Annotated in this window: 23 protein-coding genes and 1 pseudogene; 3 read left to right on the top strand and 21 right to left on the bottom strand. The window is 43.2% G+C overall.

Features of this window, described 5'->3' with window-relative positions; all coding sequences use genetic code 11:
* Positions 1–44: 44 nt before the first annotated feature.
* Together JCM16418_RS02965 and rpiA are read right to left on the bottom strand one after the other, a co-directional pair.
* Positions 45–515: a VanZ family protein gene (locus JCM16418_RS02965; RefSeq protein WP_242403691.1), complete on the bottom strand. Its 471-nt coding sequence runs from the start codon at positions 513–515 to the stop codon at positions 45–47.
* A 3-nt stretch (positions 516–518) separates the two neighbouring features.
* Entirely contained in the window at positions 519–1,187 is a 669-nt protein-coding gene (rpiA, locus tag JCM16418_RS02960) for a ribose-5-phosphate isomerase RpiA (protein WP_036645903.1), read from the bottom strand.
* A 110-nt stretch (positions 1,188–1,297) separates the two neighbouring features.
* Between rpiA and JCM16418_RS02955 the strand changes: the two genes are divergently transcribed.
* The gene (locus JCM16418_RS02955; RefSeq protein WP_036645901.1) at positions 1,298–1,495 is read left to right on the top strand and encodes a hypothetical protein; all 198 of its coding nucleotides are present in this window, start codon (positions 1,298–1,300) and stop codon (positions 1,493–1,495) included.
* Positions 1,496–1,522: 27 nt separating this feature from the next.
* Here the strand turns inward: JCM16418_RS02955 and JCM16418_RS02950 are convergent, their stop codons facing one another.
* The 11 genes from JCM16418_RS02950 to JCM16418_RS02900 all read right to left on the bottom strand — a co-directional run bounded on the left by JCM16418_RS02950 (position 1,523) and on the right by JCM16418_RS02900 (position 13,269).
* Positions 1,523–1,945 (bottom strand): hypothetical protein, encoded by a 423-nt coding sequence (locus tag JCM16418_RS02950; protein ID WP_148298725.1) that lies wholly within the window; start codon positions 1,943–1,945, stop codon positions 1,523–1,525.
* 286 nt (positions 1,946–2,231) lie between these two features.
* A complete protein-coding gene (locus tag JCM16418_RS02945) occupies positions 2,232–3,158 on the bottom strand; it encodes an EamA family transporter (RefSeq protein ID WP_036645899.1) in 927 nt (308 codons plus the stop codon).
* A 207-nt stretch (positions 3,159–3,365) separates the two neighbouring features.
* Positions 3,366–3,917 (bottom strand): anaerobic ribonucleoside-triphosphate reductase activating protein, encoded by a 552-nt coding sequence (gene nrdG, locus JCM16418_RS02940; RefSeq protein ID WP_242403690.1) that lies wholly within the window; start codon positions 3,915–3,917, stop codon positions 3,366–3,368.
* Positions 3,914–5,773: an anaerobic ribonucleoside triphosphate reductase gene (locus tag JCM16418_RS02935; protein WP_052020010.1), complete on the bottom strand. Its 1,860-nt coding sequence runs from the start codon at positions 5,771–5,773 to the stop codon at positions 3,914–3,916. Before JCM16418_RS02935 ends, nrdG begins: the two co-directional genes overlap by 4 nt.
* 129 nt (positions 5,774–5,902) lie before the next feature.
* A complete protein-coding gene (locus JCM16418_RS02930) occupies positions 5,903–6,847 on the bottom strand; it encodes a GNAT family N-acetyltransferase (RefSeq protein WP_036645896.1) in 945 nt (314 codons plus the stop codon).
* A gap of 115 nt (positions 6,848–6,962) precedes the next feature.
* Positions 6,963–7,844, bottom strand: coding sequence for a UTP--glucose-1-phosphate uridylyltransferase GalU (gene galU / locus JCM16418_RS02925; protein WP_036645894.1), 882 nt, complete (start codon positions 7,842–7,844; stop codon positions 6,963–6,965).
* An 8-nt stretch (positions 7,845–7,852) separates the two neighbouring features.
* Positions 7,853–8,806 carry a glycosyltransferase family 2 protein gene (locus JCM16418_RS02920; RefSeq protein WP_036646150.1) on the bottom strand — a complete coding sequence of 318 codons (954 nt, stop codon included), beginning with the start codon at positions 8,804–8,806 and terminating at the stop codon, positions 7,853–7,855.
* An 11-nt stretch (positions 8,807–8,817) separates the two neighbouring features.
* Positions 8,818–10,920: an ArnT family glycosyltransferase gene (locus JCM16418_RS02915; protein ID WP_036645891.1), complete on the bottom strand. Its 2,103-nt coding sequence runs from the start codon at positions 10,918–10,920 to the stop codon at positions 8,818–8,820.
* A 197-nt stretch (positions 10,921–11,117) separates the two neighbouring features.
* Entirely contained in the window at positions 11,118–11,657 is a 540-nt protein-coding gene (locus JCM16418_RS02910) for a GNAT family N-acetyltransferase (RefSeq protein ID WP_036645888.1), read from the bottom strand.
* 43 nt (positions 11,658–11,700) lie between these two features.
* Positions 11,701–12,447, bottom strand: coding sequence for a GNAT family N-acetyltransferase (locus JCM16418_RS02905; RefSeq protein WP_036645885.1), 747 nt, complete (start codon positions 12,445–12,447; stop codon positions 11,701–11,703).
* 54 nt (positions 12,448–12,501) lie between these two features.
* The gene (locus tag JCM16418_RS02900) at positions 12,502–13,269 is read right to left on the bottom strand and encodes a nucleotidyltransferase family protein (RefSeq protein ID WP_052020008.1); all 768 of its coding nucleotides are present in this window, start codon (positions 13,267–13,269) and stop codon (positions 12,502–12,504) included.
* Between the two features lie 323 nt (positions 13,270–13,592).
* Here JCM16418_RS02900 and JCM16418_RS02895 point away from each other — a divergent pair, with 323 nt between their 5' ends.
* Complete coding sequence (locus JCM16418_RS02895) at positions 13,593–15,473, top strand: LTA synthase family protein (RefSeq protein WP_036645882.1); 1,881 nt, start codon at positions 13,593–13,595, stop codon at positions 15,471–15,473.
* A gap of 287 nt (positions 15,474–15,760) precedes the next feature.
* Positions 15,761–16,417, top strand: a complete 657-nt coding sequence (fsa, locus tag JCM16418_RS02890) for a fructose-6-phosphate aldolase (protein ID WP_036645879.1) — start codon at positions 15,761–15,763, stop codon at positions 16,415–16,417.
* A 123-nt stretch (positions 16,418–16,540) separates the two neighbouring features.
* On the opposite strand, the gene JCM16418_RS02885 is transcribed toward fsa, so the two are convergent.
* The 8 genes and pseudogenes from JCM16418_RS02885 to bcbE form a co-directional block, all read right to left on the bottom strand.
* Positions 16,541–18,271 carry a methyl-accepting chemotaxis protein gene (locus tag JCM16418_RS02885; protein WP_036645876.1) on the bottom strand — a complete coding sequence of 577 codons (1,731 nt, stop codon included), beginning with the start codon at positions 18,269–18,271 and terminating at the stop codon, positions 16,541–16,543.
* 244 nt (positions 18,272–18,515) lie between these two features.
* Positions 18,516–19,274: a DeoR/GlpR family DNA-binding transcription regulator gene (locus tag JCM16418_RS02880; RefSeq protein ID WP_036645873.1), complete on the bottom strand. Its 759-nt coding sequence runs from the start codon at positions 19,272–19,274 to the stop codon at positions 18,516–18,518.
* 53 nt (positions 19,275–19,327) lie between these two features.
* Positions 19,328–19,474: an LUD domain-containing protein gene (locus JCM16418_RS26230; protein WP_256203026.1), complete on the bottom strand. Its 147-nt coding sequence runs from the start codon at positions 19,472–19,474 to the stop codon at positions 19,328–19,330.
* 8 nt (positions 19,475–19,482) lie between these two features.
* Entirely contained in the window at positions 19,483–20,052 is a 570-nt protein-coding gene (locus JCM16418_RS26225; RefSeq protein WP_256203025.1) for a LutC/YkgG family protein, read from the bottom strand.
* The gene (locus JCM16418_RS02870; RefSeq protein ID WP_036645870.1) at positions 20,052–21,554 is read right to left on the bottom strand and encodes a LutB/LldF family L-lactate oxidation iron-sulfur protein; all 1,503 of its coding nucleotides are present in this window, start codon (positions 21,552–21,554) and stop codon (positions 20,052–20,054) included. The genes JCM16418_RS26225 and JCM16418_RS02870 overlap by 1 nt, the downstream gene beginning before the upstream one ends.
* The gene (locus JCM16418_RS02865; protein ID WP_036645867.1) at positions 21,551–22,282 is read right to left on the bottom strand and encodes a (Fe-S)-binding protein; all 732 of its coding nucleotides are present in this window, start codon (positions 22,280–22,282) and stop codon (positions 21,551–21,553) included. The genes JCM16418_RS02870 and JCM16418_RS02865 overlap by 4 nt, the downstream gene beginning before the upstream one ends.
* Before the next feature lie 118 nt (positions 22,283–22,400).
* Positions 22,401–24,470, bottom strand: a complete 2,070-nt coding sequence (locus JCM16418_RS02860; RefSeq protein ID WP_036645864.1) for a bifunctional rhamnulose-1-phosphate aldolase/short-chain dehydrogenase — start codon at positions 24,468–24,470, stop codon at positions 22,401–22,403.
* 204 nt (positions 24,471–24,674) lie between these two features.
* Positions 24,675–25,945 (bottom strand): annotated as a pseudogene (gene bcbE, locus JCM16418_RS02855) (bacillibactin exporter BcbE).
* Between the last annotated feature and the right edge of the window lie 2 nt (positions 25,946–25,947).

The following is a 25,947-nucleotide window of genomic DNA, read 5'->3' as shown; positions in this document are numbered from 1 at the left end:
ATAATGAAAAGCCTTAATAATGTCAAATTTGATATTCCTTATCCCTAAGAAGCCCGCCTAAACAATGAATATATTAGCAAGCCGATCCACATCCCTAGTGTATTTAATATCACATCATCGACATCAAAACTGCCGACCCTCAGCAGCATTTGCATAGTCTCAAGCAATAGAATACAGGGTACAAATGCGATTGTCATCCGAAACCATGATTGCATCGGTTTGCATATATTCGGCAACATCACACCAAAAGGAACGAATACACCAATATTACCCAAAATGTTAATAATCCATAAATGATTGGGCAACTTATTCATGCTTTTAACATACAGACGTATCGTCTCGAAAGGGATCACATTATAGTTCAATGGACCACTGGTATGTCTCGTTCTACCAAAACCAATAAACATCCAATATAGCAAACATAGAGCATAAATACTAATTACGCATAAGCATAAGCCTCTCCAAAGTGAATATTCACTTCTTTCAGGCTGCCTTACTTTCATGTCTGATTTCATCGTTTAACGCTCCAATATATTTACGTGCCCACTGCTATGCCCAATCACTGCTTTACTAGCCATACCTAGGAATAACCCTTGATCTACAATGCCCGGAATCCCCATTAAACGGCGCTGAAGCTCTTCTGCATCGGAGATAACCTCAAAATGGCAATCAGCAATATAATTTCCATTGTCCGTAACAAAAAGTTTCTCTTCATCAGTTCTCAGCATGGGTTTACAATGGAGCGCCCTCAAGGCATCCATCGTCCACTCCATGGCGAAAGATACAATCTCTACCGGAAGCGGGAACGTACCCAGTGTATCTACTAGCTTGCTCTCATCAGCCACAATAATCAGCTGTTTACTATGAAAAGCCACAATTTTCTCACGCAGCAAGGCCCCGCCCCCGCCCTTAATCAAGCGAAGCTGATGATCTAGCTCATCAGCACCATCAATCGTGAGATCAAGACCATCCAATTTAGCAAAAGGAATGAGCGGCACGCCATGTTCCTGCGCCAACTTTTCCGATGCGAGTGAGGTAGCAACAGCTTGAATAGACAGTCCTTCTTTTACTAGTTCGCCTAATTTACAGATGGCCCAATATGCAGTAGATCCTGTTCCAAGTCCTACCTTCATACCGTCTTCGACGAATTCAACCGCCTTTTCAGCAGCTATTCTCTTCAGATTCATTCTGATCACACTCCTTAATATGCTTGATAGCTTTTGACACATTGGGTTCAGCCCATAGCCCTGCTATAATAAGTCATAACTAGAATATACCCCAATGGAGGCTTATTGACATGAGAACTGAAAATCAGATCCAGTCTAAAATCAACGAACTACTTATGCAAAAAAAATCCCTGCAAGCACGGATAGATAACGCCGAATCCGGTACTCCTGCTCATAACTCTCTTTCAGCCCAGCTCATTCGCCTAGAGGACATGCTCTCCATGCTGGAGTGGGTTATGAATGCACCAAGTGGAAGTTACCACTCCTGATTTACATTACTGCTTCTCTTAAGACATTTAAACCATGAGTTGCTGTTTGGTATGTGCATCTAAACGAGCCACGGTACGCTTCTCTTCTTCAAATAACACAACCTCATAATGAGGAACGGCAGCTATTAGCAGATCTTTACTTAACGTCTCTGATAGCTTCCGATCCATTATTGACGCGGCATGTTCCAGCTTGAGTTCACCCTTCTCATCACCTATCACTCGGCAAAGGTACGCATGTAACTGCTGCTGTTCATGTTTAAATGTGATGTGGAACAACGGAATATGTGTTACCTTATCCTCTTCACTGATTTGATTCGTCGTTAACACGGTATACAAGAATGTGGATATTTTTGGACCGATGTACTCTCTCTTCTCAGCAAGCAACTTGGTATTCTTCCAAGCTAATACACCTGCCGCCGCTAATATGACAACCCCTAACCCAAATGCCAAGTAAATCAGCACTACTCATCACACTCACTTTTCGCTTCATATCATGTTTATCTTAGATGTCTATAACAAATAAATATGTATATTCCTATCATCTCAAAGAGAACAAAGAAATCCCACTCTCCTAGATTACCCTATATATAAATAGTAGTCATCTATTTTCAATATAAAAAAATAACCTAAGGCTAGTTAGGAGCCTTAGGTTAAATGGAAAAAATGTCTATACATTAAATTACCCTATTCGGACGAGTTTAATCTTATTTGCAGTAAATTAATTGAAATCCGTTTACTACCCCTTAGCGGGTGCAGATTCATTATGGTCATATTGCTGCACTCTTTTCCTGCGGGAAAAACGGATTTGTGGCACACCGATACCAATAAAGATTAGCACAATTCCCATCCACTGCATTCCTGAAACATGCTCATGCACTAGAAATACGGAAGCAAGTACAGCAGCCGGCAATTCAGCTGCGCCCAGAATGGCGCCAGTTCCCGAGCCGACCTTAGGCATGCCGATTGCGAAGAATACAACGGGGATCAGCACACCAAGGACTCCTAACAATAAACCGTATTTCCATAATCCTTCGACTAGTGAGCCATCCCATATAAAGGCCGGAGAGAATACCGCTAGGACAATGACTCCTGCACCGGTGGTCATTAAGAAGCTTTTGTTAAAGGCTGGAACTTCTGTTCCAACACGACCACTGACAAACATATAGAGTGCAAAGGTAAAGGCGGAGATCAGACCATAGATAACCCCTCTCACATCTAGCGCTGCTGCTCCGGAACTTTCGCCTACGACGCCTCCCGCCAGTAAAGTTCCGGCAATAAGAATGACGATAGATATCAATTTACTTCGACTTGGAAAACGACGGTCCGCGACCGCCTCCATAAGTACACCAATCCATGTGAACTGGAACAATAAGACGACTGCAATCGAAGCAGGTAAGCGCTCAACAGCTTTGCCGTAGAAGACAGATGTTCCGCTCATGGTCACACCGACTGCAAGCAAGGCAATCCACTGTTTAGCTGATAGCTTCTTACGAGAAAATATCAGCATGAGTAATAGTAATAACGCCCAGCCAAATAGATATTGACTCCCTAGCATTTGATTTACATGAAAGCCTTCTTTAATTCCAACCTTCATTATTGAAGATAACACTCCATAGCTGGCAGCTCCAATTAATATAAGTAAAGGGTATTTGAGCTTATTCAAGTGACGATTCCTCCTGATGTTAGTTTGAAGATATAACAAGCAAAAGCCCCCCGTCTTTGCAGACAGGGGGCGAACGAAACCGGAACGAAGCCGTTAAAATTCCGCCACTCACGATAAATCGGAGTTTATTAAATGTATTACATATCTTCGCGTTAGGTGCTATGAACGAATTTTAAATCATTCTATGAGGAGCGTCAATGAACTACGTTAACAGAGTGAAGTTACGGTACGGTTATCGTTACAATACGGGGGTAAGTATTTAGGATTGGGGAACCATACACCGTCTACCTTTTGCCAAATCATTTGGTTGGAACTTCCACGAAATGCAAGCGAGACATCTCGAAGCTGTTGTTTAAATGGTCCATCGACCAAAACATCACAGTAAGACAATAATTGCTTCTGATCCGCTGATCCATTTGTAAGTAGCTCCTCCATTGTATATCCTGTATATGCCCAAATATGTTTGCCAAATAACTTTAAACCACGGGCGATGCAGCTTATTGATGCAGGCTGCATAAAAGGATCGCCACCAGACAGTGTTACATCCGTCATAGGGTTACGAAGAACCTCGCCTAAGACTTCATCTACGGACATCCACGTTCCATGATGTACGTTCCAAGACTGCGGATTGTGACAACCAGGACATTGATGGGTACAGCCACTGAAAAAGATGACCGTCCGTAAGCCTTCGCCATCTACTACACTGTCGTGAATAATACTCATTACACTAACCGAAGACAACTTCATACGCCGACTCATCTCCCATGCTTGACCCGATCTGATTCCTCTGCTCGCTTGGCTGAATTCCACTTACTCATATCCCCGACCAAATAACCCGTAATTCGGCGAATACGTTCAATATTTCGATCAGGCTGTCCACACACCGGGCAATCCTGATCAATGATACCGGTAAATCCGCATGCCTTGCAGCGATCTACTGGGTGATTAATCGAACCATAGCCGATCTGATTCTCTGCCATAGCTCGTACAATTTGATCTAACGCGGCCGTGTTGTGAATAAGGCTACCATCCACCTCAACATAAGTGATATGACCAGCATTACAGAGTGCATGATAAGGAGCCTCAATTTTTATTTTATCCATAGCCATCAGCTTATAATGAACAGGTACATGAAATGAATTCGTATAGTATTCGCGGTCTGTGATACCTGCAATTTCACCAAAATGTTCACGATCTTTTCGCACAAATTTGCCAGAAAGTCCTTCAGCAGGTGTAGCGATAAGAGAATAATTCATTCCGCTCTCCTCTGTCGCACGGTCCATCCGAGCCCGCATTCGTCCAATAATCTGTAGTCCTCTCGTCTGCGACTGCTCGTCCTCTCCATGATGCCGTCCATATAATGCGACTAATGCTTCTGCAAGTCCAATAAATCCTACACTAAGCGTACCTTGCTTCAAAATATATTCAAGCTTATCTCCTGGATGCAAATTTTCTCCACCTCTCCAGACTCCTTGTGAGTAGAGAAACCGGAAATCACCGGCAAGCTTGCTAGCTTGATATTGATAACGATCAAACAACTGACGAACTGCTTGCTCTAACGAACGATCCAAACGAAGCATGAAATCCTGCTCCCCTGCTGACTGTAAAGCCAATCGAACTAGATTAATGGACGTGAAGGATAAATTTCCGCGACCAATCGCCGTCTCTTCACCATTCACATTTCCCATGACACGTGTCCGGCAACCCATATAACATATTTCACTCTCAGGAGTATCCTGATCATATTGCATGTTAAATGAAGTATCCATAAAAGCAAAGTTCGGAAACATTCGCTGTGCCGTCGTTTCAAGCGCCAGCAAGTATAAATCATAGTTAGGATCTTGTGGCTGAAAGTTCACCCCATTTTTCACTTTAAAGATTTGAATTGGGAAAATAGGCGTTTCCCCATGCCCAAGTCCTGCCTGTGTTGCTAATAGAAGCTGGCGTACAAGAATACGCCCTTCCTTTGAAGAATCTGTCCCGTAATTTATTGATATAAATGGAACCTGTCCACCACCACGTGAATGCATCGAGTTAGCGTTATGTATGAATGCCTCGCATGCCTGATAGACCTCTCGTTCTGTTAATCGCCAAGCTTCTTGTTCGCAATCAAATGATTCAACAAGTGGAAGAGAACGCAGCGCTTGTAATTGTTTCAAATACGTCTTCCTCACGTAAGGTGCGAGATCATAATCAAACATTGGATAAGCTTGTCCTCCATGCTGCTGATTTTGATTGGCCTGCAAAATAATTGATGCAAGTGCCATCGCACTCTTAATATCCTGTGGTTCTCTCATATGTCCGTGCCCGGTATTGAATCCGCCACGTAGCAGTTTGCCCAGTGGAATCTGACAGCAGGTTGTCGTACCTGTGGCATAGAAGTCTAGATCATGCGGATAAAGCACATTATCCAGCATCGCCTCGCGAGCCTCTCCCGATAAAAGATACTCCACCGCGTACATTTTAGCGCTCTCACTCCCGAATTTACCCATGAGACCCATGGGAGAGCGGCCATCTACGTTCGCATTTTCCTGTAATAAATCTATATTCTCAGCATGTACAATCTCATGAAATGAACTCCATAAGTTAACCATTCGTTCTTTGAGGCTGGCCATATATCCTTCTTCCTCTCTATGTTCGATGAAGCGCTACAATTCATTTTTTAACCCGAAACACTATATATTGTATGTAATTTATATTACACCTACTATATGCATTGCTACTGTGAGTAATATCACCTATTCTTATTTTTCATCGATGATCAATTTCATCCGGTAGATTTCGAGTGGACCAGGCATAAATCCTAAATTATAGGCCAATGTCTCTGTACAATTACCTTGAGTTACGTACATATGAAGTCTAGGATAGTGCGGTTCAAGCAAACCTAACGCTCTTTTCAACATTAAAGTACCTATGCCCTTCTGTCGGTAGGTTGGTAAAACCGCGAGCGCAGATACATGTGGGATACCTTCAACTAGTGTAATTAAGCAGACGCCGATCAAAGCATGTGAATGACGGTCATAAATAAGAGAAGAAGCTTTACGGAGGTTTTCATTTCGATGCGAGGCAATGGTCAGCACCCAATCAACGTACTCCTGAAAAGCTTGCCTCGCTGTACTCATAACGTCATAGCTTCCTAGGTAGGATTTATAGAGAAAATGGGCAATTTCACGATGTTGTCTAAGCTGGCAATTCCCTTGCTCTATGATGAAAATGGGTGACATCATCTCAAAATCAACATGATTCTGTTCTTCGATCTCTAGCATTTGCGTAGGTCTTTGCATCCAGCGGCAACGATATTCCTCAGGACGAAACCCTGCTTGAACAAAGCAATCCACCTGTTGTGGGAAAATATTATAGACATAAATAGACTTTGAAGAATCCGACCATTGCAAAAGCACGGGGATCAGCATCCGGATCATACTTACGGTGTTTTGTAGCGGTGGTATGAGAAAAAGTGTATGCATGCGATTGGGCGACATCATCACTCCTCCCACAACCTCCTCATTTCTTTTCAGCCAATAAGGTTCAGTGGAGTGCATCACAATAGATGAATTACCTTGAGATAAATAATATACCTCACAGTATGGAAGCCATTCTTGTAATTCTGCACGTTCGAGCTTATACGGATCGATGAATTCAGAATGGCGTCGGTTCAACGACCAAGTATGCTTAGAACCTTGCTCCATATCCTCCAGCTCCTTCACTTCACAATATATGCCATATGTTGCACATCAATTCCCGTAACGAAGCGCAAAGAAGCCCCGACTCATTCGCCGCGGGCTTCTACATTTCGTATACATTTTATGAACGAGCGGTCTCTTGCTGTATTAGTTGCTGCATATGATTTATCAGTGGCCTACGTAATTCCTCACGTTGTATAGCCATTTCAAGAATTGCGTACATGTAACCCATCTTATCACCTATATCAAATCGTTTGCCCTCAAGTGCAAGCGCAAGTATACCTTCTTTGCCACAAAGCTGACGCAGCGCATCCGTAAGCTGATACTCATCCCCAGCACCCTTTTCCAGCCGCTCCAGTTCAGGAAAAATAGATGGGTTCAGGATATACCGTCCCATCACAGCAATATTGGTAGGGGCCACTTCCGGTGCTGGCTTCTCCACCAAATCAGTTACACGGTAAATACGGTCACCATATTTATCATATGAAATTATGCCATATTTGCTTGTTTCCTGCTTTGGCACGGGCTGAACTCCGATCATCTGCTTCTTGTAGCGCTCATAGACATGCATCATCTGCTTCAGAGCGGGAGTATCCGACATCATAATGTCATCCCCGAGCAATACCGCAAACGGTTCATCGTCAATGAACTGCTGTGCACATAAAATAGCATGCCCAAGGCCGAGTGGCTCCTTCTGGCGGATATAGTGAATATTCACCATATCACTAATGCCTTTGACTTCCTCAAGTAAATCCCACTTGGCCTTATTCTCAAGCGCCTGCTCTAGTTCAACAGAACGGTCAAAATGATTCTCAATGGATTGTTTATTGCGCCCTGTCACGATGATAATGCTTTCGATTCCGGCTTCCACCGCTTCTTCGACGATATATTGAATGGCAGGCTTGTCAACAATCGGTAACATTTCTTTCGGCTGTGCCTTCGTTGCTGGCAAGAAACGCGTACCTAGCCCTGCTGCGGGTATGACAGCTTTTCTGATTTTCATCGTATGACTCATCTCCTCATCGGTTCTTCTTTGCTGTATACCTCGTTCACGATATAGAGAGGCCGATGCTTGACTTCATCATATATACGACCCAAATACTCACCGATAATCCCCATAAACATCAGCATGCATCCACCGAAGAACAATTGGAACGCAATAAGTGAGGACCAACCAGGTAACGCAGCATCCGTAAACAACCTTTCAAATAAAACGAATACTAAATATACAAAACCCACGATGGAGATAATCATTCCCATAATACCGGCGACTTTTAGTGGTTTAGTAGAAAAGGATGTAATACCATCCATGGACAGCTTTATCATTTTCTTAAGTGGATACTTCGTTTCACCAGCAAATCGCCCTTCTCTAACATATTGAATAGCCGTTTGTTTAAAGCCTACCCAACTGACCAAACCTCGCACATAACGATTATTTTCAGGAAGACGCTTGAGCTCGTTGCATACTTTGCGATCAAGCAGACGGAAGTCACCTGTATCGATTGGAATGTCTATATCCGTCATATGTTTAAGAATTCGATAAAAGAGGCTTGCTGTTTTTCGTTTGAAAAAGGATTCACCCTTGCGTTCCAAACGCTGTGCATATACAACATCATAGCCTTCCTTCCATTTTGCAATCATGTCCAGAATCAATTCTGGAGGATCCTGTAGATCGGCATCAATAACAATGACTGCATCCCCAGATGCATAATCCATCCCGGCTGTAATCGCTATTTGATGGCCGAAATTCCGTGAGAGGTCGATGATATGAATAGAAGGATCGGATGCCCCAACAGAGCGAATCAGATTAACGGTCTGATCACGACTACCATCATTGACGAATATAAGTTCATAAGATTCTCCTGTGATCTCCATGACACTTTTGATACGCCAATACGTTTCCGTGATAACTTCTTCTTCATTGTATACAGGAATGATAACCGAATAGCGGACATGACGTGTCATAAGTACGGTATTCACTTGGCATCCCCTCCGGTCTGTTCCGTTATTTCGTAGAGTGCTCCACTGCTTTCCATCCCACCGCGGAAATTGTCAGATGTACCCTTATTAGTTTGATTGGTATCCTGCCAGTCCGTAGCAGGCACTTCCGTCGCATTTGCTTTAATCCACTCGGTTACTTCGGAGCTTCCACCACGATCCATGCCGCCTCCTAAGAGGAAGAATTTCACTTGATGTTCAGCAACCAACTGTTGGATTTTACTCACCGTTAGGATTGGATCTGAGCCAGAGTAACCGCCCATGGCCATAACCGGCTTGCCTGTCTGAATAATGTAAGGTGCAGCCGAAGTCGCACTCGAAGTCGCAAACAAGTACGTTTCACCCGTGCTATGTTCGGTCACATAGCTGAGTAACTTTTCATTAACGTTTCCATTCATTCGTCCGCCTCCACCACCAGTTCCACCGCGCGATTCAGTAGGTCCTGCTGCCGGAAGCTGGCTGCTCTGACCATATATAATCGGCGTTGCTGACCAGAATAGCGGAGCAATGAGCAGGACAAGTATTCCGGCTACTGCCGACACGAACACTTTCCGCTCTACCTTTCTCATCCATATCATGAGAAGGGTAACAGCGACACCAATTAAAGAAATGGCAATCATCCATGTTGCACCAATACTGACTGTATAGGCACTTAATATGAATACTTGGAAAGCGGCTGTACATAATACCGCTGCTGGAAGAAGCCATCCTTTCCAGCCTTCACGTTCACGAAACATCGTCCACAATCGACTCCAGCCAGCTCCAACTAACACCGCGATTGGAGGACCCATCATCACTAAATAATACTGATGGAAAAATCCTGCTATACTGAAGAAACCCATGACAGGTATCAGCCAGCCAAGCCAAAATAAACCTTCTTTCTGCCCGCTATTAAGCTGCTTACGAAAGCGTAGTCCTGCGAACAATCCAATGCATCCGAAGGCCACAAAAGGCAACATCCAGCTAGCCTGACCAGAGAGTTCCGTTTGGAACAACCTCAACACACCAGGATTGCCTGTATTAAACATGCCACCTCCTCCGCCCGGTCCTTGTTTGCCACCAAATCCCTCTGGCATATTTCCAGTACCATTTCCAGGAGGAAAGCCTTGACCTGCTCTACCAGGTCCAGCCTGCCCGTTACCCTGATTACCATTTGAGGGAGTAGATTTAGACCCATTCGAAGATTGGTTATCTGTCTGAGCAGCCTGATCTGTACGATTGGAAGACCGTTCTCCTCTTCCTTCACTCGGATTCATTCCAGGAGCGCCGCCGCCTCCACCGGTTCCACGGTTTCCTGTTAACCGAGATACGCCGTTATAACCAAAAGCTAGTTCCAATACCGAATTCGTTTGACTACTTCCAACATACGGACGCTGATCCGTAGGAATCGAATCTACGACCACAGGCCACGCGACGGATACAACCACCAGCGTCACTGTTGACGCTGCTAAGGTCCATCCTTTCTTTTTCCAGCTTACTTTAAAGGCTAGTAAATAGAACAAATAAAAAGCAGGTACAACCATGTATGCCTGCAGCATTTTAATATTGAAAGCTAGACCAATCATAGCGAAAGCCGCAATAACCCAACCTGCCTTCTTTGTACGTACGCCTTTAAACAACATCCATGTACCCAGAAGCAGCGTAAATACAAGTAAACTATCGACATTATTGGTTCTTGCAACAGCCGCAGCTACGGGCGTGCACGCCATCACCAAACTGCCCATTCGCGCAGCGGCTAGTCCGAAAGAAGGTTTAACCAGTGCATAAACGAGTAATGTAGAACCCACACCTGCCAGAGCCTGCGGTAGAATAACGCTCCAGCCATGAAGACCAAATAAATAAGCACTAATGGTTTGTAACCAGAATGCTACAGGAGGCTTATCGACCGTTACATACCCTCCCGGATCAAACGATGCATAGAAGAAATTATGAAAGTTTTGAAGCATACTTGTGACCGCTGACGTATAGTAGGCATTGACCAGTTTATCCGTCCAAATGTTGTACATATTCAAAAAAGCAGATAAGAGTGCAATCAGAATAAGTATGAAATCGAGCCTTTTTCGCGGTTGAAGCTTGTTCATATGTTCCCTCCATTTCCCGTAAACGGTCTATCGTTATTGGTTTTGGTGTCAGTATGAGCCCACTATCTTAAACGAACCTTAACAACATAAGAAAATCCAAAAAAATAAAAAATATCAAAAAAGCCCTCCTATAAAGGAGAGCCTCACCATTCAATTATGTCGTTCCTATTAACCATCGATATTCTTCAGTTACATTATTATGCCTGATATTCCATAACCCAGCAATCATGATAAGCCCCTTCATGATACTCATGCTTAGGGAGTAGCGCCGCCTTCACAAATCCACATTTTTCATAGACCCGTATTGCCCTTTCATTATGTACGCGAGGGTCCATGACAATCTTATCCGCTTTCTCAACCAGTGTCAGTTGCTGGACCATAGAAACGATTAACTTAGTGCCTATACCCCTGTTCCAGTATTCCGGTTCACCAATAAACTGATCCATTCCGTATATCTTACCTTTAAAAGAATCATACCCGTACACCTCACGTTCATCAGCGGCAACATGATAATATTGTATGTAACCAATGGGTTTATCTTCATATTGTATGATGCAGCGTGTAACCTCTTCTTCGGATGACGTATTGAAAAAATGCTGCCTTACCGCATCCAGATCATGCGGGCGATCCCGACCTTCATAGTATTCTAACACGCGTGGATCACTTAACCAGCGAGAAAGTATAATCGCATCCTCTTTAGCTAGCAATCTCACTCCTATATTTTCGTATGTATACATGTTTAGTACTTCCCTCTCTTATTTCCTATCTTGTAATCATCATTTATTCTAGCCGCTTCCTACGATAACTATATTCATACAGTTCTTTGTATCCAAGCTTATCATAAAGCCTGATCGCAGCTAAGTTAGCTTGTACTACCTGGAGAAAAGAATACTTCGCAGCGTTCGCCTTGCCCCATTTCAGGATATGAAGCACAAGCTGCTCACCATATCCACGTCTTCTGAATTGTGCATTTGTAACAATGTCATATAAACCGATGTAATCGCAATCAATAACACCTAGGCCTACAGCCACGGGGATGTCATTCTGGAACAAGGTTACGAAAGCCTGTTTGAGTGGTGAGCCCTTTAACAATCTTCTTGTTGTATCCTTCTGCTTCTGAGACAGTCCGTTCATCATAGCCAATTGATCAAGCCACTGTTCATCGCATTCTTCCTTAATTAGAGCATGGGTTGATCCATTAGGTTCTACAACCTCGTCTAAATCGACCTGTCTTACGCTCGAATGATCAATAGACGTGTAGCCTTCACTATTTAAAACTTCGTCTAATCCTGATGGATTTATAAAAGGTGTGATTTTGAAAATAACATCTTGTCCGTACTCCATATAACACTTTTCGACTGAACGGATCGCATCGAGCACATTACCATCTGTGGACCAATATAAGGAACTCACAGAATTAGAGCGCTTTGTATATCCACTTGCATAACGCAATAGCCATCCATTTAGTAGTTTCGTATGTTCTGCTGGCCATGTATTTAGTGTATATTCCTCAAGATGTCTATGCACGTCCCATACCACCTCTATTATCAAAGTAGTATAAATATACATAAATTCAATTATTTATTCAATATTATTTTGTTCCCACTGTTCCTTGACCTCTAGATAAGCTGAATGCGTGCCAATATCAAAGCTTTTTCCTCGTGCAAAATATGCATATAAATCCTTTCGTTTATACAACCATTCAGGAAAATAACCAGGAGCATCGGCATTATTCCCTTCAATTAAATAGGTTGTAAAGAGCGGAAGCGTCTCTTTCTGGAATAAATAGATTGCATAGACACCAATATCTGTCCGTGGTTGTGTAGGCTTTTCTTCAAAAGAAATCACTTTGGATGCTTTATCTAACTCAGCAACCCCAACTCGTTGTAGATCTTCGAGCCGGTCTATATGCTGCACCAATATACAATCTGATTTCACCTGATGGAAATACGCTATGTAATCTTGAATATCAAACGTAAATATGTTATCTCCCGCGAGGATGAGTACATCTTCATCTAAACCTAAATGCTGAATAGCATAATGAATATCTCCGACAGCTCCAAGTCTATTGACTTCGGAAGTGGAACCGTCGTCCACAATGTGTACAGGTCTACTGAATGTCCTTGAAGCGGCCCACTGCCTGAAGGCAGGAGCAAATTTAGCATTGCTTATAATGATGATATCAGTAATCATGTTCGCGTTTGTGTGTTCTATTTTGCGAATAATATGATCTATAATCGTTTCTTGACCAAGAGGCAGTAAAGACTTGGGCGTATTCATCGTAAGTGGATATAACCGTGTCGCATAACCTGCCGCAAGAATGATTGCTTTCAGTCCGATCTCCCCCATTCCGTATATAAAACTCTTCCTCAATTATAACTTCAAGTTACAATAATAAGCTTATTTTTTGCAAAACAGAAATTCTACTTCGATAAGCGACTCTACTATATTTAGGAACATGACAGCGATATATATGAAATACATTTATGTTATACTTTCATTTATGTGACTACAGTTTGATGATTGTAGCATCTTAAGCTCCGAATAGGTGGATATGAGAGCCAGAAATAGTAGAATTTCTCCCCTGTTCGAAATTATCTTAATATTGTTGTATAGTAGATTTCATTGATAGATTCAATTGATAGATTTTGTACATTTTGAAAGGAGTACTCATGGATACCTTTACTCTTCCTAGTACACAAAAAAGTAAAACACCGCTTATCGCTGTGTTTATATTATTGGTATTAAAGCTCGTACTGCTCCGCTATTTCTTCTTCAATGACATTCTTTGGGGCCGTATTTCTGCCGATATAGCAGCTGTTTTGGTTATTCTATGTCTATTTGAACTGATCACACCTGCACGCTGGAAAGGACCGGTATATTGGATCATTAACCTGATTCTGTCCTTTACCTTCTTTGCATCTGCACTGTATTTTCAGCATTTCAACTCCGTACCTACCTATTCCGCATTGTCGGAACTTAAGCAAGTTATGAAAATTAAATCCAGTGTACAATCGACGATTGAACCTGCAAATTTTCTGTTTTTCGTTGATGTCATCATCATGGCTTTAATTTGGCTAGCTAATAAATTCTGGGGGCGTCGAATTCATTTGACTACCTCTTTACGTAAAAGATGGGCTGCTCTAATTGGTGTCGTTGCTCTAGCACTATGTGCTTATTACATTCGCATCGATCAATCCATTAACAACGAACTACTTCAAGCAGAGAACCTTGGATTTCTTAACTATCAAGTGAGTGCCGCGATGAAGATTCACAATGACAACAGTGTTATAGCATCTGGTAATTTGGATGAAACTGTCGCTAAGATAGAATCTCCTGAGGAAACTTTCATATATCAAAAAAATATGAAAGCAGGACAACCGAGCCTCTTCGGTTCAGCCAAAGGTAAGAACGTCATCGTTATCCAAATGGAGGCATTCCAGAACTTTCCGATTCACCTATCCGTTGATAATCAGGAAATTACACCTGTACTGAATAAGCTTGCAGATGAGAGCTTCTATTTCCCGAATATCTTTCAGCAAATTGGACAAGGGAATACATCGGATGCTGAATTCATGAGCAATACATCGATTTATCCTACAGGTACCGCAGCCATGTCGACCGCGTTTGGAGATCGTGAGCTGCCAAGCATGCCACGCTTGCTGGAGAAACGTAATTATGAAGCAGATACATTTCACGTTAACGATGTAGCCTTCTGGGATCGTAGTAAGCTGTACCCAGCCTTAAATTTTGATCATTATTATGACAAACCATCATACAAAAATGATCATTTCAATGAGTTTGGTGCTTCCGATGAAGAATTGTATAAAACCGGTATTCAAAAATTAACTGATCTTCATAAGCAAAACAAGTCATTCTATGCTCAGTTTGTTACGGTCTCCAGTCATTTCCCGTTCCGTGTGCCAGAAGATCGTATGAAGATGAAAATTCCGGATTCGTTACAAGGTAAGCAATTGGGAGACTATTTAGCTTCCGTGAACTATACAGACTATGCCATCGGTACATTGATCGATAGTCTTAAAGCAAACGGGATGTGGGATGATACGGTACTCGTTGTATATGGTGATCATTTCGGGCTACAGCCACAGGATAATGATCCAGCTATGATTAAATCAACGCTTGGCATTGACTATGAGCCACGTCTTTCTCGGTTCAATATTCCGCTCCTCATACATGTTCCTGGTGTGAAGGGTAAGGTAGTGGATCAAGTCGGTGGTCAAGTCGATATTATGCCTACTTTAGCTAATGTGCTCGGCATTTCCTTAAAGGATGAGAAATTTGTAGCCTTCGGTCACGATCTGCTCAATATTGATAATAACATTGTCGGTATGAGATATTATCTGCCAACTGGATCTTTCTTCAATAATGACATTATGTATATTCCGGGTAAAACCTTTGAGGATGGTACTGCCATTTCCATCAAAACAAAACAGCCTGTTCAAGATTTCTCTGCGTACCGCAAAGATTATGATTATATTCTGAATCAAATGAAGCTTTCTGATGAATACGTAAGGCTTCTGCCTAAGCGTTAAACGATCATCATGAACAAAACCGCCTTCGGCTCCTATAAAAAGGGAACGAAGGCGGTTTTTTATTCTCATCAATCTCGTTAAGCTTAACGCGTATATTTGCCGCTTCATTAGCTCAAACTCTCCATATGGACCTAATGCGATAACATAATAAATACCGGAATAGGAAAATATCCACCTTCAGACTTGATTTGCTGAATGTGTCATAATGATAGATAAGGGTATATAATAATGTGAACTTTTTTACCTGAGTACACCAATCTTTTTAAATCTGAAGGAGGATCTGTGAAATGAAATTTTTCCTGGATACAGGCAACATTGAAGAAATTAAACGCATAACCCGATTGGGGCTGGTAGATGGAGTTACCACTAATCCTTCCCTGATTGCAAAAGAAGGTAGAGTATTTAAAGAAGTAATTCAAGAAATTTGCGGTATCGTTAGCGGTCCCGTAAGTGCAGAGGTTATTGGAATCAAAGCAGAAGATATGCTTAGAGAAGCCTATGAAATTGCTGAATGGGCTCCCAATGTTGTAATTAAGCTTCCAATGACTGAAGAAGGTCTATATGCTTGTCATGAACTCAGTAAGAAGAACATCAAAACCAATGTAACTCTGATATTCTCAGCAGCCCAAGGTCTGATGGCTGCCAAAGCCGGCGCTACATATATCAGTCCCTTCGTAGGACGTCTTGATGATATCGGTGTGGAAGGCATGAAGCTTATACGTGAACTGAAGCTCATTCTTGATAACTACGGCCTTGCTTCTGAAATCATCGTTGCTAGTGTACGTAATATTAAGCATGTTGAAGATGCCGCGATTGCAGGTGCACATATTGCAACGATACCGGGTTCTCTCCTCCCTTCGCTGTGGAAACACCCATTGACTGATAGTGGTATTGAACGCTTTCTGAAGGACTGGGAGACTGTTCCTCAGGCACCTAAGCTCTAATAAGACTCACCAATAAAAAGAACCTGTTATCACACATCATGATGTGTGATAACAGGTTCTTTTTCATTCATCAGAAAGGCATTTTTATTTGTTCGATCTGAAGTTGTAACTTTCATCATACGCTTAGAGTTTGAATTTACTTATTAACCCTTGCAGTTGTTGAGACATTTCACTCAGCGTAACCGCAGCGGCATCAATATCTTTCATCGATATCAATTGTTGCTCCGATGATGCTGCTACATCCGTTGAATGCGATGAGGATTTACTAGCAATTTGCGCAAGCTCCTGCACGGACGAAGACACTTCTTCCGATCCGGCTGACATCTCCTGAGCGACAGCAGAAATATCTTGAATGAGGTCAGATACATGTCTAGTCGATGCAAAAATGGATTGGAATTTATTACCTGTTTCCTCGGCAATATGCATACCTTGTTTTACATCTTGCGTCCCATTATTCATTTTTTCAACAGCATGTGTGATGCCCTGCTGAATTTCTTCAATTAAGGCACCAATTTTGCCAGCAGCATGTTCTGATTGCTCAGCTAGCTTCCTAACTTCATTCGCAACAACAGCAAATCCTCTGCCTTGTTCCCCAGCTCTAGCTGCTTCGATAGCAGCATTGAGTGCTAATAAGTTCGTCTGTGATGCAATGCCAGTTATGACATCAGCAATCTGGACAATCTCCTGCGAACGATCACTTAGGGAGATAACCGATGCAGATGACTGATCTACAGACTCATCGATACGATTCATTTGACGAATTACTTTTTCAATAAACTCGTTTCCTTGCGAAGCCCCTAGAGACATTTCTTCCGCAGCCTCCGCCATAGAAGAAGAGGATTCTGCTACGCGCTGGATACCGACTGCAACCTCTTCCATAGCCCGTGAGCTCTCAACAGCCACTTGCTCCTGAGTTTTCGCTCCAGATGCGACTTGATCGATTTGACGCGACATATCCGTTAACGATTTCGTGTTCTGCTCAACATTCATCGCGAGTTCATTCGACTGCTTCGTAGCTAGCTGAGCATGCTGCTGCACGCCTTGGATAATTTCGCGCAAGCTCGTGACCATCTCATTAAATCGAGTATTTAACAACCCTAATTCATCTTTACGTTTTGTTGGTAACTGAACATCCAATTGACCTTCGCTTACCTTACCAAACCCGCCGATCAATTCTTTAATTGGAGTGAGTACTTTACGAAGGGTCACGAACTGAGTAAAAAGAACTGCAATTAAAGCCACGATCAGAATAGGAATGCTCCACATCAGAAGCTCATTCTTTCCATCTTCTACGATCGATGCATTGAGATCCATAGCAAATGCCGCAATTACTTTTCCATTTTCATCAACAACCGGTTGAATGACGGTTAACCACTCACCATATGAGTTTTCATAGATTCCAGTCGTTTGTGCTTCCTTCGTTTCCTTTACCTTGTTTAATGTGGATTGCAATATAGGGGAAAGCTCAAAAGTAGCTCCCGGATTATATCCACTATTCAAATAATCTGTAGGAACGGCTAAGAGTGTCGAAGTCTTACCATCAGGTAAATCAACCGTAAATATGTATGATTGCGATATATCGCTATTAGCCTTCTTATAATGTTCTAACTGATTTGTTAACTTCTTCTGGAGAGGACTCCCTACTTGATTCGATTTAGAATTGGTAGATTCTTTAATATCAGCCAAATTCAATTCACCGAGGGACAGTTTCGAAAACGCAACGGATTGTTCGTTTAACGTACTTACTAGTACTTTCTCCTGAATATAATAGCTAGAAAAAATCATAATAAGTGAGATGAAAACGATATTCACACTGGAGAGCAACACGTTTTTCCCGAGAAAAGATAACTTCATACTTTTCGTTCATCTTTCGTAAATTTTGATTCATAATAGATTCCTCACTTATACGTATTTTTGTTAACACTGATCAAGAAAAATGTGAAAATTCAGTGTCGTTTCGACTATATTCGACTTAAAATCTTATATCCCTTTATTTTGATTTGATTTTATGAGAAATTTATGTACATATATGCAAAAATCAAAACGAATTCAATAAAAAAGAGAAGCTCCCACATTGGGGGAACTCCTCACCCTACATTCAAGCTATTGTCACTCGGACCGACTTACTCCGAAGCATGTCCGCCTCCTCCGGAAGAATGCGACTATCCGTTATGACCTCATACACATCCTCCCAGGCAGCCACATGCGTGAATGCCTGAATACCAATCTTACTAGCATCCGCAAGCAGATATACCTGCTTAGCTTGACGGATCATTTTATGCTTGACCATCGCCTGTAGTTCATTGGATTCACTGATTCCGCGCTCGGCATGAACCCCTTTACATGACACAAAAGCTTTATCCACATAGTAAGACTCTAAGCTGCGTTCAGCCATAGGACCGACATAGGAGAGTGAACGAGTAGCTAGTATTCCGCCCGTAGAAATAACTTCAATCTTCTCCTTAGAGGATAGCGCCATGGCTACCTTAATTGAATTGGTTAGGACAGTTAATGGAATATCCGGCAAAATGGAAGCCATATACCAAGCGGTCGAACTAGCATCTAACGCAATTCGATCTCGCGGCTCGATAAGCAGGACAGCCGCCTCAGCAATCTGTTTCTTCTCTTCCTGATGCATAACTTCACGTTCAAAATAAGGTGTCTCCGCTTGATTCTCCTTGATGCTTACCGCTCCACCGTGACTACGACGAAGCTTCCTTTGCTGTTCCAATCGATCCAAATCCCGACGGATCGTTTCTTCTGTTACGCCGCACAGTTCGCTTAACTCCGATACGCGAATGCTGCTCCGTTCGTTGACGAGACTAATAATTTTATCGTATCTTTCTGCAACTAACATAGCTTCCCTCTTTCATCATCATCCGTTTAGGACATATACCCGTTGTACAAATCCTAACCGACAATTAGCGCAAACGCAACGCCCGGTCCATGAACTCCAATCGTCAGATCGTTCTCAATATCTGATGAGCGGCTAGGTCCAGAGATGAAGTGCACCCCTGCCGGAAATTGCTCTGTCGGTATTTCAGATATCGGATGCATAACTTCACCTAGCGGGTCTTGAGCCGCTCTGCCGGTACAATGGCAATGAAGATATTAGGAAGCAGCGTGACCGAACGCCCTTTGTCTTTGGACGAGGTCATGACAACTGAACCCGTATAGGCTACTGCATAGTCGGCTATGGCAATGCCAGCATCTGCTTGGGATGCAGCAACCAGCGCTTGCTGGGGTTTATCTGCACTCCATACCGTATGCTGAAGCTCAGGAAGAATCCGCTCAAACTCGAGCTGGGCCAGCTCTGGCTGATTTTGTCTTATAAGTGACTGAGCACCCAGTTCACGCAGCGTGCGAGCTATCACTACCGGTAGTTCATCATACGTAGCAAGACGCTCCGTAAACCCACCCGCAGCACGCCAGTTATCCATAAACCGGAGTATGCGCTCCTCATAATCCAGTTCATAAGAAGTCCAAAAATCAGGTGCTCCCTTTAAAGGATGCTCTGGAATTCCACCTTCATTTAAACGTCCTAAACGACTGGCAATATTCTGAATAAATGCTTGTTGCTGCTTACGAGAATCACCTTCAAGTCGATTCAAAAATGCTAAATTGGATTCTGCCATTACTCATGCCCTCCCTTCTTACGGTTTAACACCATTTGTTCCAAACGGGTTTTCGTTTCCGAAGACATGGACGGCATACTCGCCTCTACCTCCGTGCTCAAAGCTTTCCATTGTTCACGGAATGAACGTGTAGGTAGAGCGGGGATATGTCGATAGGCTGTCCAGCCTTTAAGTGGGCCAAGTTGAGACTTAATCACACCATTACGTACCAATAGCTTTTGACCTACTTGGCCCATCTTAACTGCTTTGCTGTACAGTTTATAACTACTCATTAACACTTTAAAGCCCTTCATTGCCATTTTCTCACCCGTTGCCGTATGTCCGTCCTCCACCTTGCGATTTCTTAAATAAACGAGCATATCGTGAAGAGGGATTTTAACAGGACAAGCCTCATAACAAGCACCACATAAGCTTGAAGCATTAGCCACATCTTCCCATTCCCCAGAATTCTTGTTTAGCGCTGGCGTTAATACTGCTCCGATAGGGCCACTGTAAGTCCCTGGGTATGAATGCCCACCAATATGCCGATAAACTGGACAGGCGTTCAAACATGCTCCACACCGGATACAGTTCAGCAGCTCCTGAAAATCAGGATCTCCAAGCTGCAATGAACGGCCATTATCAACAATAATGATATGCATTTCCTCGGGACCGTCCCCATCCGACTGACGGCGTGGCCCCGTTATTCCAGACATATATACCGTCAGCTTCTGCCCCGTTGCGGAACGAGGAAGCAGCGTTGCCATCACTTCTAGGTCATCCCAAGTTGGAATCAGGCGCTCCATACCCATCAGCGTGATTTGCGTTTTTGGCACCGTACTTACCATACGGGCATTACCTTCATTTTCAAAAATAACGACTGAGCCGCTCTCCGCAATCCCAAAATTACAGCCAGTAAGTCCAATATCAGCTTCCAGAAACTTATCGCGAAGCTTCTGTCTAGCAAAGCCTGCCAAAACCTTGGTCTCAGGCGGTAATGTCTGCCCCGCTTCCTTGGATAGTAGCTCAGCGATTTGATAACGATTCTTATGGATTGCTGGAATAATAATGTGAGATGGCGGTTCATTAGCTAATTGAATAATGTATTCGCCTAAATCGCTTTCCACCGATTCAATACCAAGCTCTTCGAAGGCCTCATTAATATGGACTTCCTCCGAAACCATGGATTTCGATTTAACGACCGATTTAGCTTGATGATGCTTAGCAATCTCCACCGCAATCCGAGCAGCATCTTTCGCTTCAGGCGCAAAATGAACATGAACACCCTGAGCACGTGCATTTTCTATAAACTGGTTCAAATAAAAATCAAGATGCGCGATCGTATGGGCCCGGATCAATTTTCCACGTTCACGCCATTCCTCCCAATTTCCATGCTCAGCCGTGGCCGCCAACTTCCCATTTTTTAACTTCTCCGTCGTAAACTTCACGGCATCAATCAGGAATTCATCTTTCAGAGCCGTCTCCGACCTTTGCTTGACGCTAGACCCCTGTGGTTTGCTCACTTTAGCTTCACCCCCTCATACAGCAATTCAGCCAGATGCATCACTCGTACAGGCTTACCCTGAAATTTGAGGTTTCCACCAATATTCAAGAGACATCCCATATCTAGACCAACCAGCACCTCAGCTTCGGTCTCAAGCACATGCTGGCTCTTCTCCTCCACCATTGCCCCGGAAATATTACTCATCTTGATGGCAAACGTTCCACCAAAGCCACAGCAATCCTCGGCATAAGGAAGCGGGACAAGCTCCATACCTTTCACATGACTCATGAGCAGCATTGGCTCTTCTTTAATGCCAAGTAAGCGTGTTCCATGACAAGAAGGATGATAGGTTACTTTATGCGGAAAAACAGCACCCACATCCGTTACTCCAAGCACCTGTACAAGGAACTGTGAAAACTCAAATATTTTCTCCTGTAGCTGAAGACTTTTCTCTAGCAAAATCGGATCGTTCTCGAACAATTTAGGATAATAATGATGAATCATGCCCGTACAAGAACCAGATGGAGCGATCACGAAATCGCTATCTTCAAATGCTTCTAGAATCGTCTTCGCAGATGCTCTAGCCTCGTCCCAATAGCCGCTGTTAAACGCAGGCTGGCCACAGCAGGTCTGCACCTCCGGGAAGTGCAGCTTAACGCCATATCTAGCAAGCAGGCGCGTCATTGCTTCACCAATCGGTGGGAAAAGCGCGTCACTAATACAGGTAATGAATAGAGATACTTTCATGTTAAGATCATCCCCCCAGGCTTAAAAAGAGCAATCCCGTTCCCAGCCACAGCATCAAATTTATTGACTGCGGACGTGTGAAAGGGATTGCTCTGTTTACGTCATTAATAAGTTCATTTTATCTTGTAAACGCCGCAGGTACACCGCCATCAATCGTTAGCATACAGCCTGTTGTCTTATCTGATTTAGACGAAGCGAAGAATGCAATGCCTTCTGCGACATCTTTTGGATAAATGTTCACGAGTAATGTTGTTCTCTTACGGTAATGCTCTTCCAGCTGATCTGGCTCGATACCATACGCGGCCGCTCTTTCATTACGCCAGTTCGAGTTCCAAATCGCTGATCCTTGAAGGATTGCATCCGGCATAATGGTATTTACGCGAATGCCGAATTCACCACCCTCTGTAGCAATACAACGAGCCAAGTGAGCTTCAAGTGCTTTAACAGAGCTGTATGCAGAAACATTCTTCCCTGCATATACGGAGTTCTTAGAAGCGATGAATACCATGTTACCGCCAATACCTTGTTCCTTCATTTGTTTAAATGCTTCTCTAGCAACAAGGAAATATCCTGTTCCGAGCACATTCATATTGAGATTCCATTCTTTCAATGTCGTCTCGGCAAAAGGGCTTGATGTAGCAAGGCCAGCATTGTTTACGATAATATCTACACCACCGTAAGTAAGTGCTGTTTGAGCAAGCGCAGCCATAACCATCTCTTCACTGGTCACATCCATTTTCACGGCAAAAGCGCGACCTTCACCGTACTGTGCGTTAATTTCGGCAGTAACCTTCTCTGCGCCTTCAAGGTTAAGGTCAGCAAGCACCACATGAGCCCCTTCGGAAACGAAGCGGCGTGCCGTTTCACTACCAATTCCACCTGCACCACCAGTAATAAAAGCAACCTTGCGTGAGAATTCTGCTTCAGCCGGAGCGAGAGACAGCTTGTAAAGCTCAAGCGGCCAGTATTCCACATTATAGGATTCGTTTGCACTCAGTGATACGAATTCGCCCAGAGCCGTTGATCCTTTCATAACAGCGATGGCTCTGTGATATAACGCACCACTAACTCCAGCCATAGCCAAGCTTTTACCTGTATTCACCATTCCTACGCCTGGAATCAGGATTACACGTGGAGCCGCTTCAAACATTACGTCGCCATCATGCTTATTGCTATCGAAATATGCTTTATATTCTACTTTGTAAGCTTCAATACCACTGCGAATTGCTTCTTTTAGTGAAGCTGTATCTCCGGTAGTCGGATTCCAGTCAATGTATAGCGGAGTACGTTTCGTGTGTACTAAATGGTCCGGGCAAGCAGCACCCACTTGTGAGAGTTTCTCAGCATTCTGGCTGTTCACGAACTGAAGCACATCATCAGCGTCGTCATAAGATACGAGCATTTTCTTACTGTCGCTTACCGCACCGCGGATAACTGGCATCACTTCGGCTAGAATAGCTTTACGCTGCTCAGATGCGAGCGCCTCCACTTTACAGCCTCCGAATACATTCTCTTCCTGAACGCGAGCTTGGATATAGTCTTCTGCTTTCTTAATCATGGCAATGGTCTGATTGTAACAATCTTCAGAGGTTTCACCCCATGTAACCAAACCATGCTTCTCCATCAACACGAGCTGTGCATTCGGATTACTTTGTACGCCTTCAGCTATCATTTTAGACAGTGTAAATCCAGGACGAATATATGGTACCCATACGAAGGTATCCCCGTAAATCTCTTGGGCAATTTCTTTACCATTATCTGCGCAGCATAAGCTGATGATTGCATCGGGATGCGTATGATCAACATGTGGATAAGGGAGGAACGCATGAAGCAGAGTTTCAATGGATGCTCTTGGGTGCTTGCTGTCTAGCATACAGTGTGTTAAATAAGCAACCATTTCATCATCAGGCATTTCATCCTTTTCAATCAACGGTTTGATATCTTCGAGACGAAGCCCAGTGAAATTACTCGCTTTCATTGTTGCAAGATCAGACCCACTGCCCTTAACCCACATCACTTCAACATCACGTCCGCGAAAATCCTTCTCGATCGTCTTCAGTGATGTATTGCCACCACCCCAGTTACAAACACTGCGGTCGCTACCAACCAAGTTAGATCGATATACAAGCTCATCAAGGCCCTGCTTTTGCTGTGAAGCAAGTTCATTGTTCCATTGATTTTGTATCATGTAAGAACCTCCATTAAAGATGTTTGATTATGTTTGTTTATATTTGAATTAGTTTGATTGTAGCATGAAATATTTTGTTTTGACACATAAATTCAGAAAATTAGATGTGATTAGCATTTGATTTGTTTCTGAGCATACAAAAAAATAACCCTCAGGACTATCTCCCGGGGGTTATCTCATTTTTAAACAAATGCTTATCCACATTTATCGAGCCTTTGCACGTTTCATCATCAATCCTGAAAGAGGTTTGCTCGAGTTCTTGTCATCTGTCTTGTTTTTATTCTCCTGCGGACGAACTGCCCAAAGGGTAACGAATCCTCCAATCGCACCTACCAAAGCCATCATACCAAACAGTACCCAGTGGTTGCTTTTTAAGAGTAAAGAAACGACGGGAGGCCCGAGAGATACGCCAATAAACCGCATACTGCTGTATAAAGAAGTAATTGTACCTCGTTGTTCCTTTTCAATCCCCTCTGTGATGAGTGCATCCATACACGGCAATGCCGTACCAATACCCGCTCCACACAAGGAGAAGAATGTAACCACGAAAAATATCTGATTGCTAAAGCCCGTAATAATCATACATATTGTAGCCAAAGCCATCCCAGCAAACCCTGTCCACTTCATACGTTGTTTACTCTTACCAATCACCTTACCTGCAATAAAGGAGAACAAACATAGAACTGCAAGTGGAATGGCAAGTACAAGGCCTTTTCTCACTCCATGCATACCGTACTTGCTCTCCAGTGTCTCTGACAGATAGAACAATACTCCAAATAGAATAAACATGCAGATGCACCTACGGCGAAGATCGCATAGAGCCAACGACCTTTTTTACGCATAACATCTCGCGTACTCGTCAAAAATTGTTTAATGCTCGTCTTACTTGAACTGGATTTACTCGGCGATTTAACAAAGAATATAACCATAACCAGTGAGATGATGCACAGTATAGGTATGCTTAAAAAAGGTAAATACCATAGAACGCTGGCCAGGGCTGCACCTAGAATCGGACTGATCACCTTGCCAAATGTATTCGAGGTTTCAATAATACCTAAACTTTTACTTATGTCTTTCTCATCATCAAACATATCCCCTACTAACGGAAGTACGATTGGAAATGCTCCTGCAGCACCTATCCCCTGTAAAAAACGTCCACCAAGGATAATCCAATATGCTGTGCTCCCGTCCGTCCACCATGCACCAGCCCCAGAAACGGCACCACCCGCAGCTGCAATGATTAAGCTCGGTATAATAACAGCTTTACGCCCAAAACGATCCGATAAATATCCCGCAATCGGAATGAGTAAAATGGCTACTATCGCATACACCGTAATCAGCATGCTCACTTGGAATGGACTGACGTGAAGCTGCTGAGAGATAAGCGGCAAAATGGGAATGAGCATGGAGTTACCCAAGGTCATAATTAGCGGTATGGATGCCAGTGCCACAAGGTCCCATTTCTTGTTCTCCATGA

It is taken from the genome of Paenibacillus pini JCM 16418 (assembly GCF_000576305.1).
Classification (GTDB): domain Bacteria; phylum Bacillota; class Bacilli; order Paenibacillales; family Paenibacillaceae; genus Paenibacillus_AQ; species Paenibacillus_AQ pini.
Note: the sequence above shows the minus strand (reverse complement) of the source record. Positions and strands in the feature narration are given on the sequence as shown.

Bases quoted from the DNA above. Each gene is read 5' to 3' on its own strand.
- JCM16418_RS02965 (WP_242403691.1), bottom strand. From the start codon at position 515: ATGAAATCAGACATGAAAGTAAGGCAGCCTGAAAGAAGTGAATATTCA.
- rpiA (WP_036645903.1), bottom strand. From the start codon at position 1,187: ATGAATCTGAAGAGAATAGCTGCTGAAAAGGCGGTTGAATTCGTCGAA.
- JCM16418_RS02955 (WP_036645901.1), top strand. From the start codon at position 1,298: ATGAGAACTGAAAATCAGATCCAGTCTAAAATCAACGAACTACTTATG.
- nrdG (WP_242403690.1), bottom strand. From the start codon at position 3,917: ATGAGTCGGCGTATGAAGTTGTCTTCGGTTAGTGTAATGAGTATTATT.
- JCM16418_RS02935 (WP_052020010.1), bottom strand. From the start codon at position 5,773: ATGGCCAGCCTCAAAGAACGAATGGTTAACTTATGGAGTTCATTTCAT.
- JCM16418_RS02930 (WP_036645896.1), bottom strand. From the start codon at position 6,847: ATGGAGCAAGGTTCTAAGCATACTTGGTCGTTGAACCGACGCCATTCT.
- galU (WP_036645894.1), bottom strand. From the start codon at position 7,844: ATGAAAATCAGAAAAGCTGTCATACCCGCAGCAGGGCTAGGTACGCGT.
- JCM16418_RS02920 (WP_036646150.1), bottom strand. From the start codon at position 8,806: ATGACACGTCATGTCCGCTATTCGGTTATCATTCCTGTATACAATGAA.
- JCM16418_RS02915 (WP_036645891.1), bottom strand. From the start codon at position 10,920: ATGAACAAGCTTCAACCGCGAAAAAGGCTCGATTTCATACTTATTCTG.
- JCM16418_RS02910 (WP_036645888.1), bottom strand. From the start codon at position 11,657: ATGTATACATACGAAAATATAGGAGTGAGATTGCTAGCTAAAGAGGAT.
- JCM16418_RS02900 (WP_052020008.1), bottom strand. From the start codon at position 13,269: ATGGGGGAGATCGGACTGAAAGCAATCATTCTTGCGGCAGGTTATGCG.
- JCM16418_RS02895 (WP_036645882.1), top strand. From the start codon at position 13,593: ATGGATACCTTTACTCTTCCTAGTACACAAAAAAGTAAAACACCGCTT.
- fsa (WP_036645879.1), top strand. From the start codon at position 15,761: ATGAAATTTTTCCTGGATACAGGCAACATTGAAGAAATTAAACGCATA.
- JCM16418_RS02885 (WP_036645876.1), bottom strand. From the start codon at position 18,271: ATGAAGTTATCTTTTCTCGGGAAAAACGTGTTGCTCTCCAGTGTGAAT.
- JCM16418_RS02880 (WP_036645873.1), bottom strand. From the start codon at position 19,274: ATGTTAGTTGCAGAAAGATACGATAAAATTATTAGTCTCGTCAACGAA.
- JCM16418_RS26230 (WP_256203026.1), bottom strand. From the start codon at position 19,474: ATGCATCCGATATCTGAAATACCGACAGAGCAATTTCCGGCAGGGGTG.
- JCM16418_RS26225 (WP_256203025.1), bottom strand. From the start codon at position 20,052: ATGGCAGAATCCAATTTAGCATTTTTGAATCGACTTGAAGGTGATTCT.
- JCM16418_RS02865 (WP_036645867.1), bottom strand. From the start codon at position 22,282: ATGAAAGTATCTCTATTCATTACCTGTATTAGTGACGCGCTTTTCCCA.
- JCM16418_RS02860 (WP_036645864.1), bottom strand. From the start codon at position 24,470: ATGATACAAAATCAATGGAACAATGAACTTGCTTCACAGCAAAAGCAG.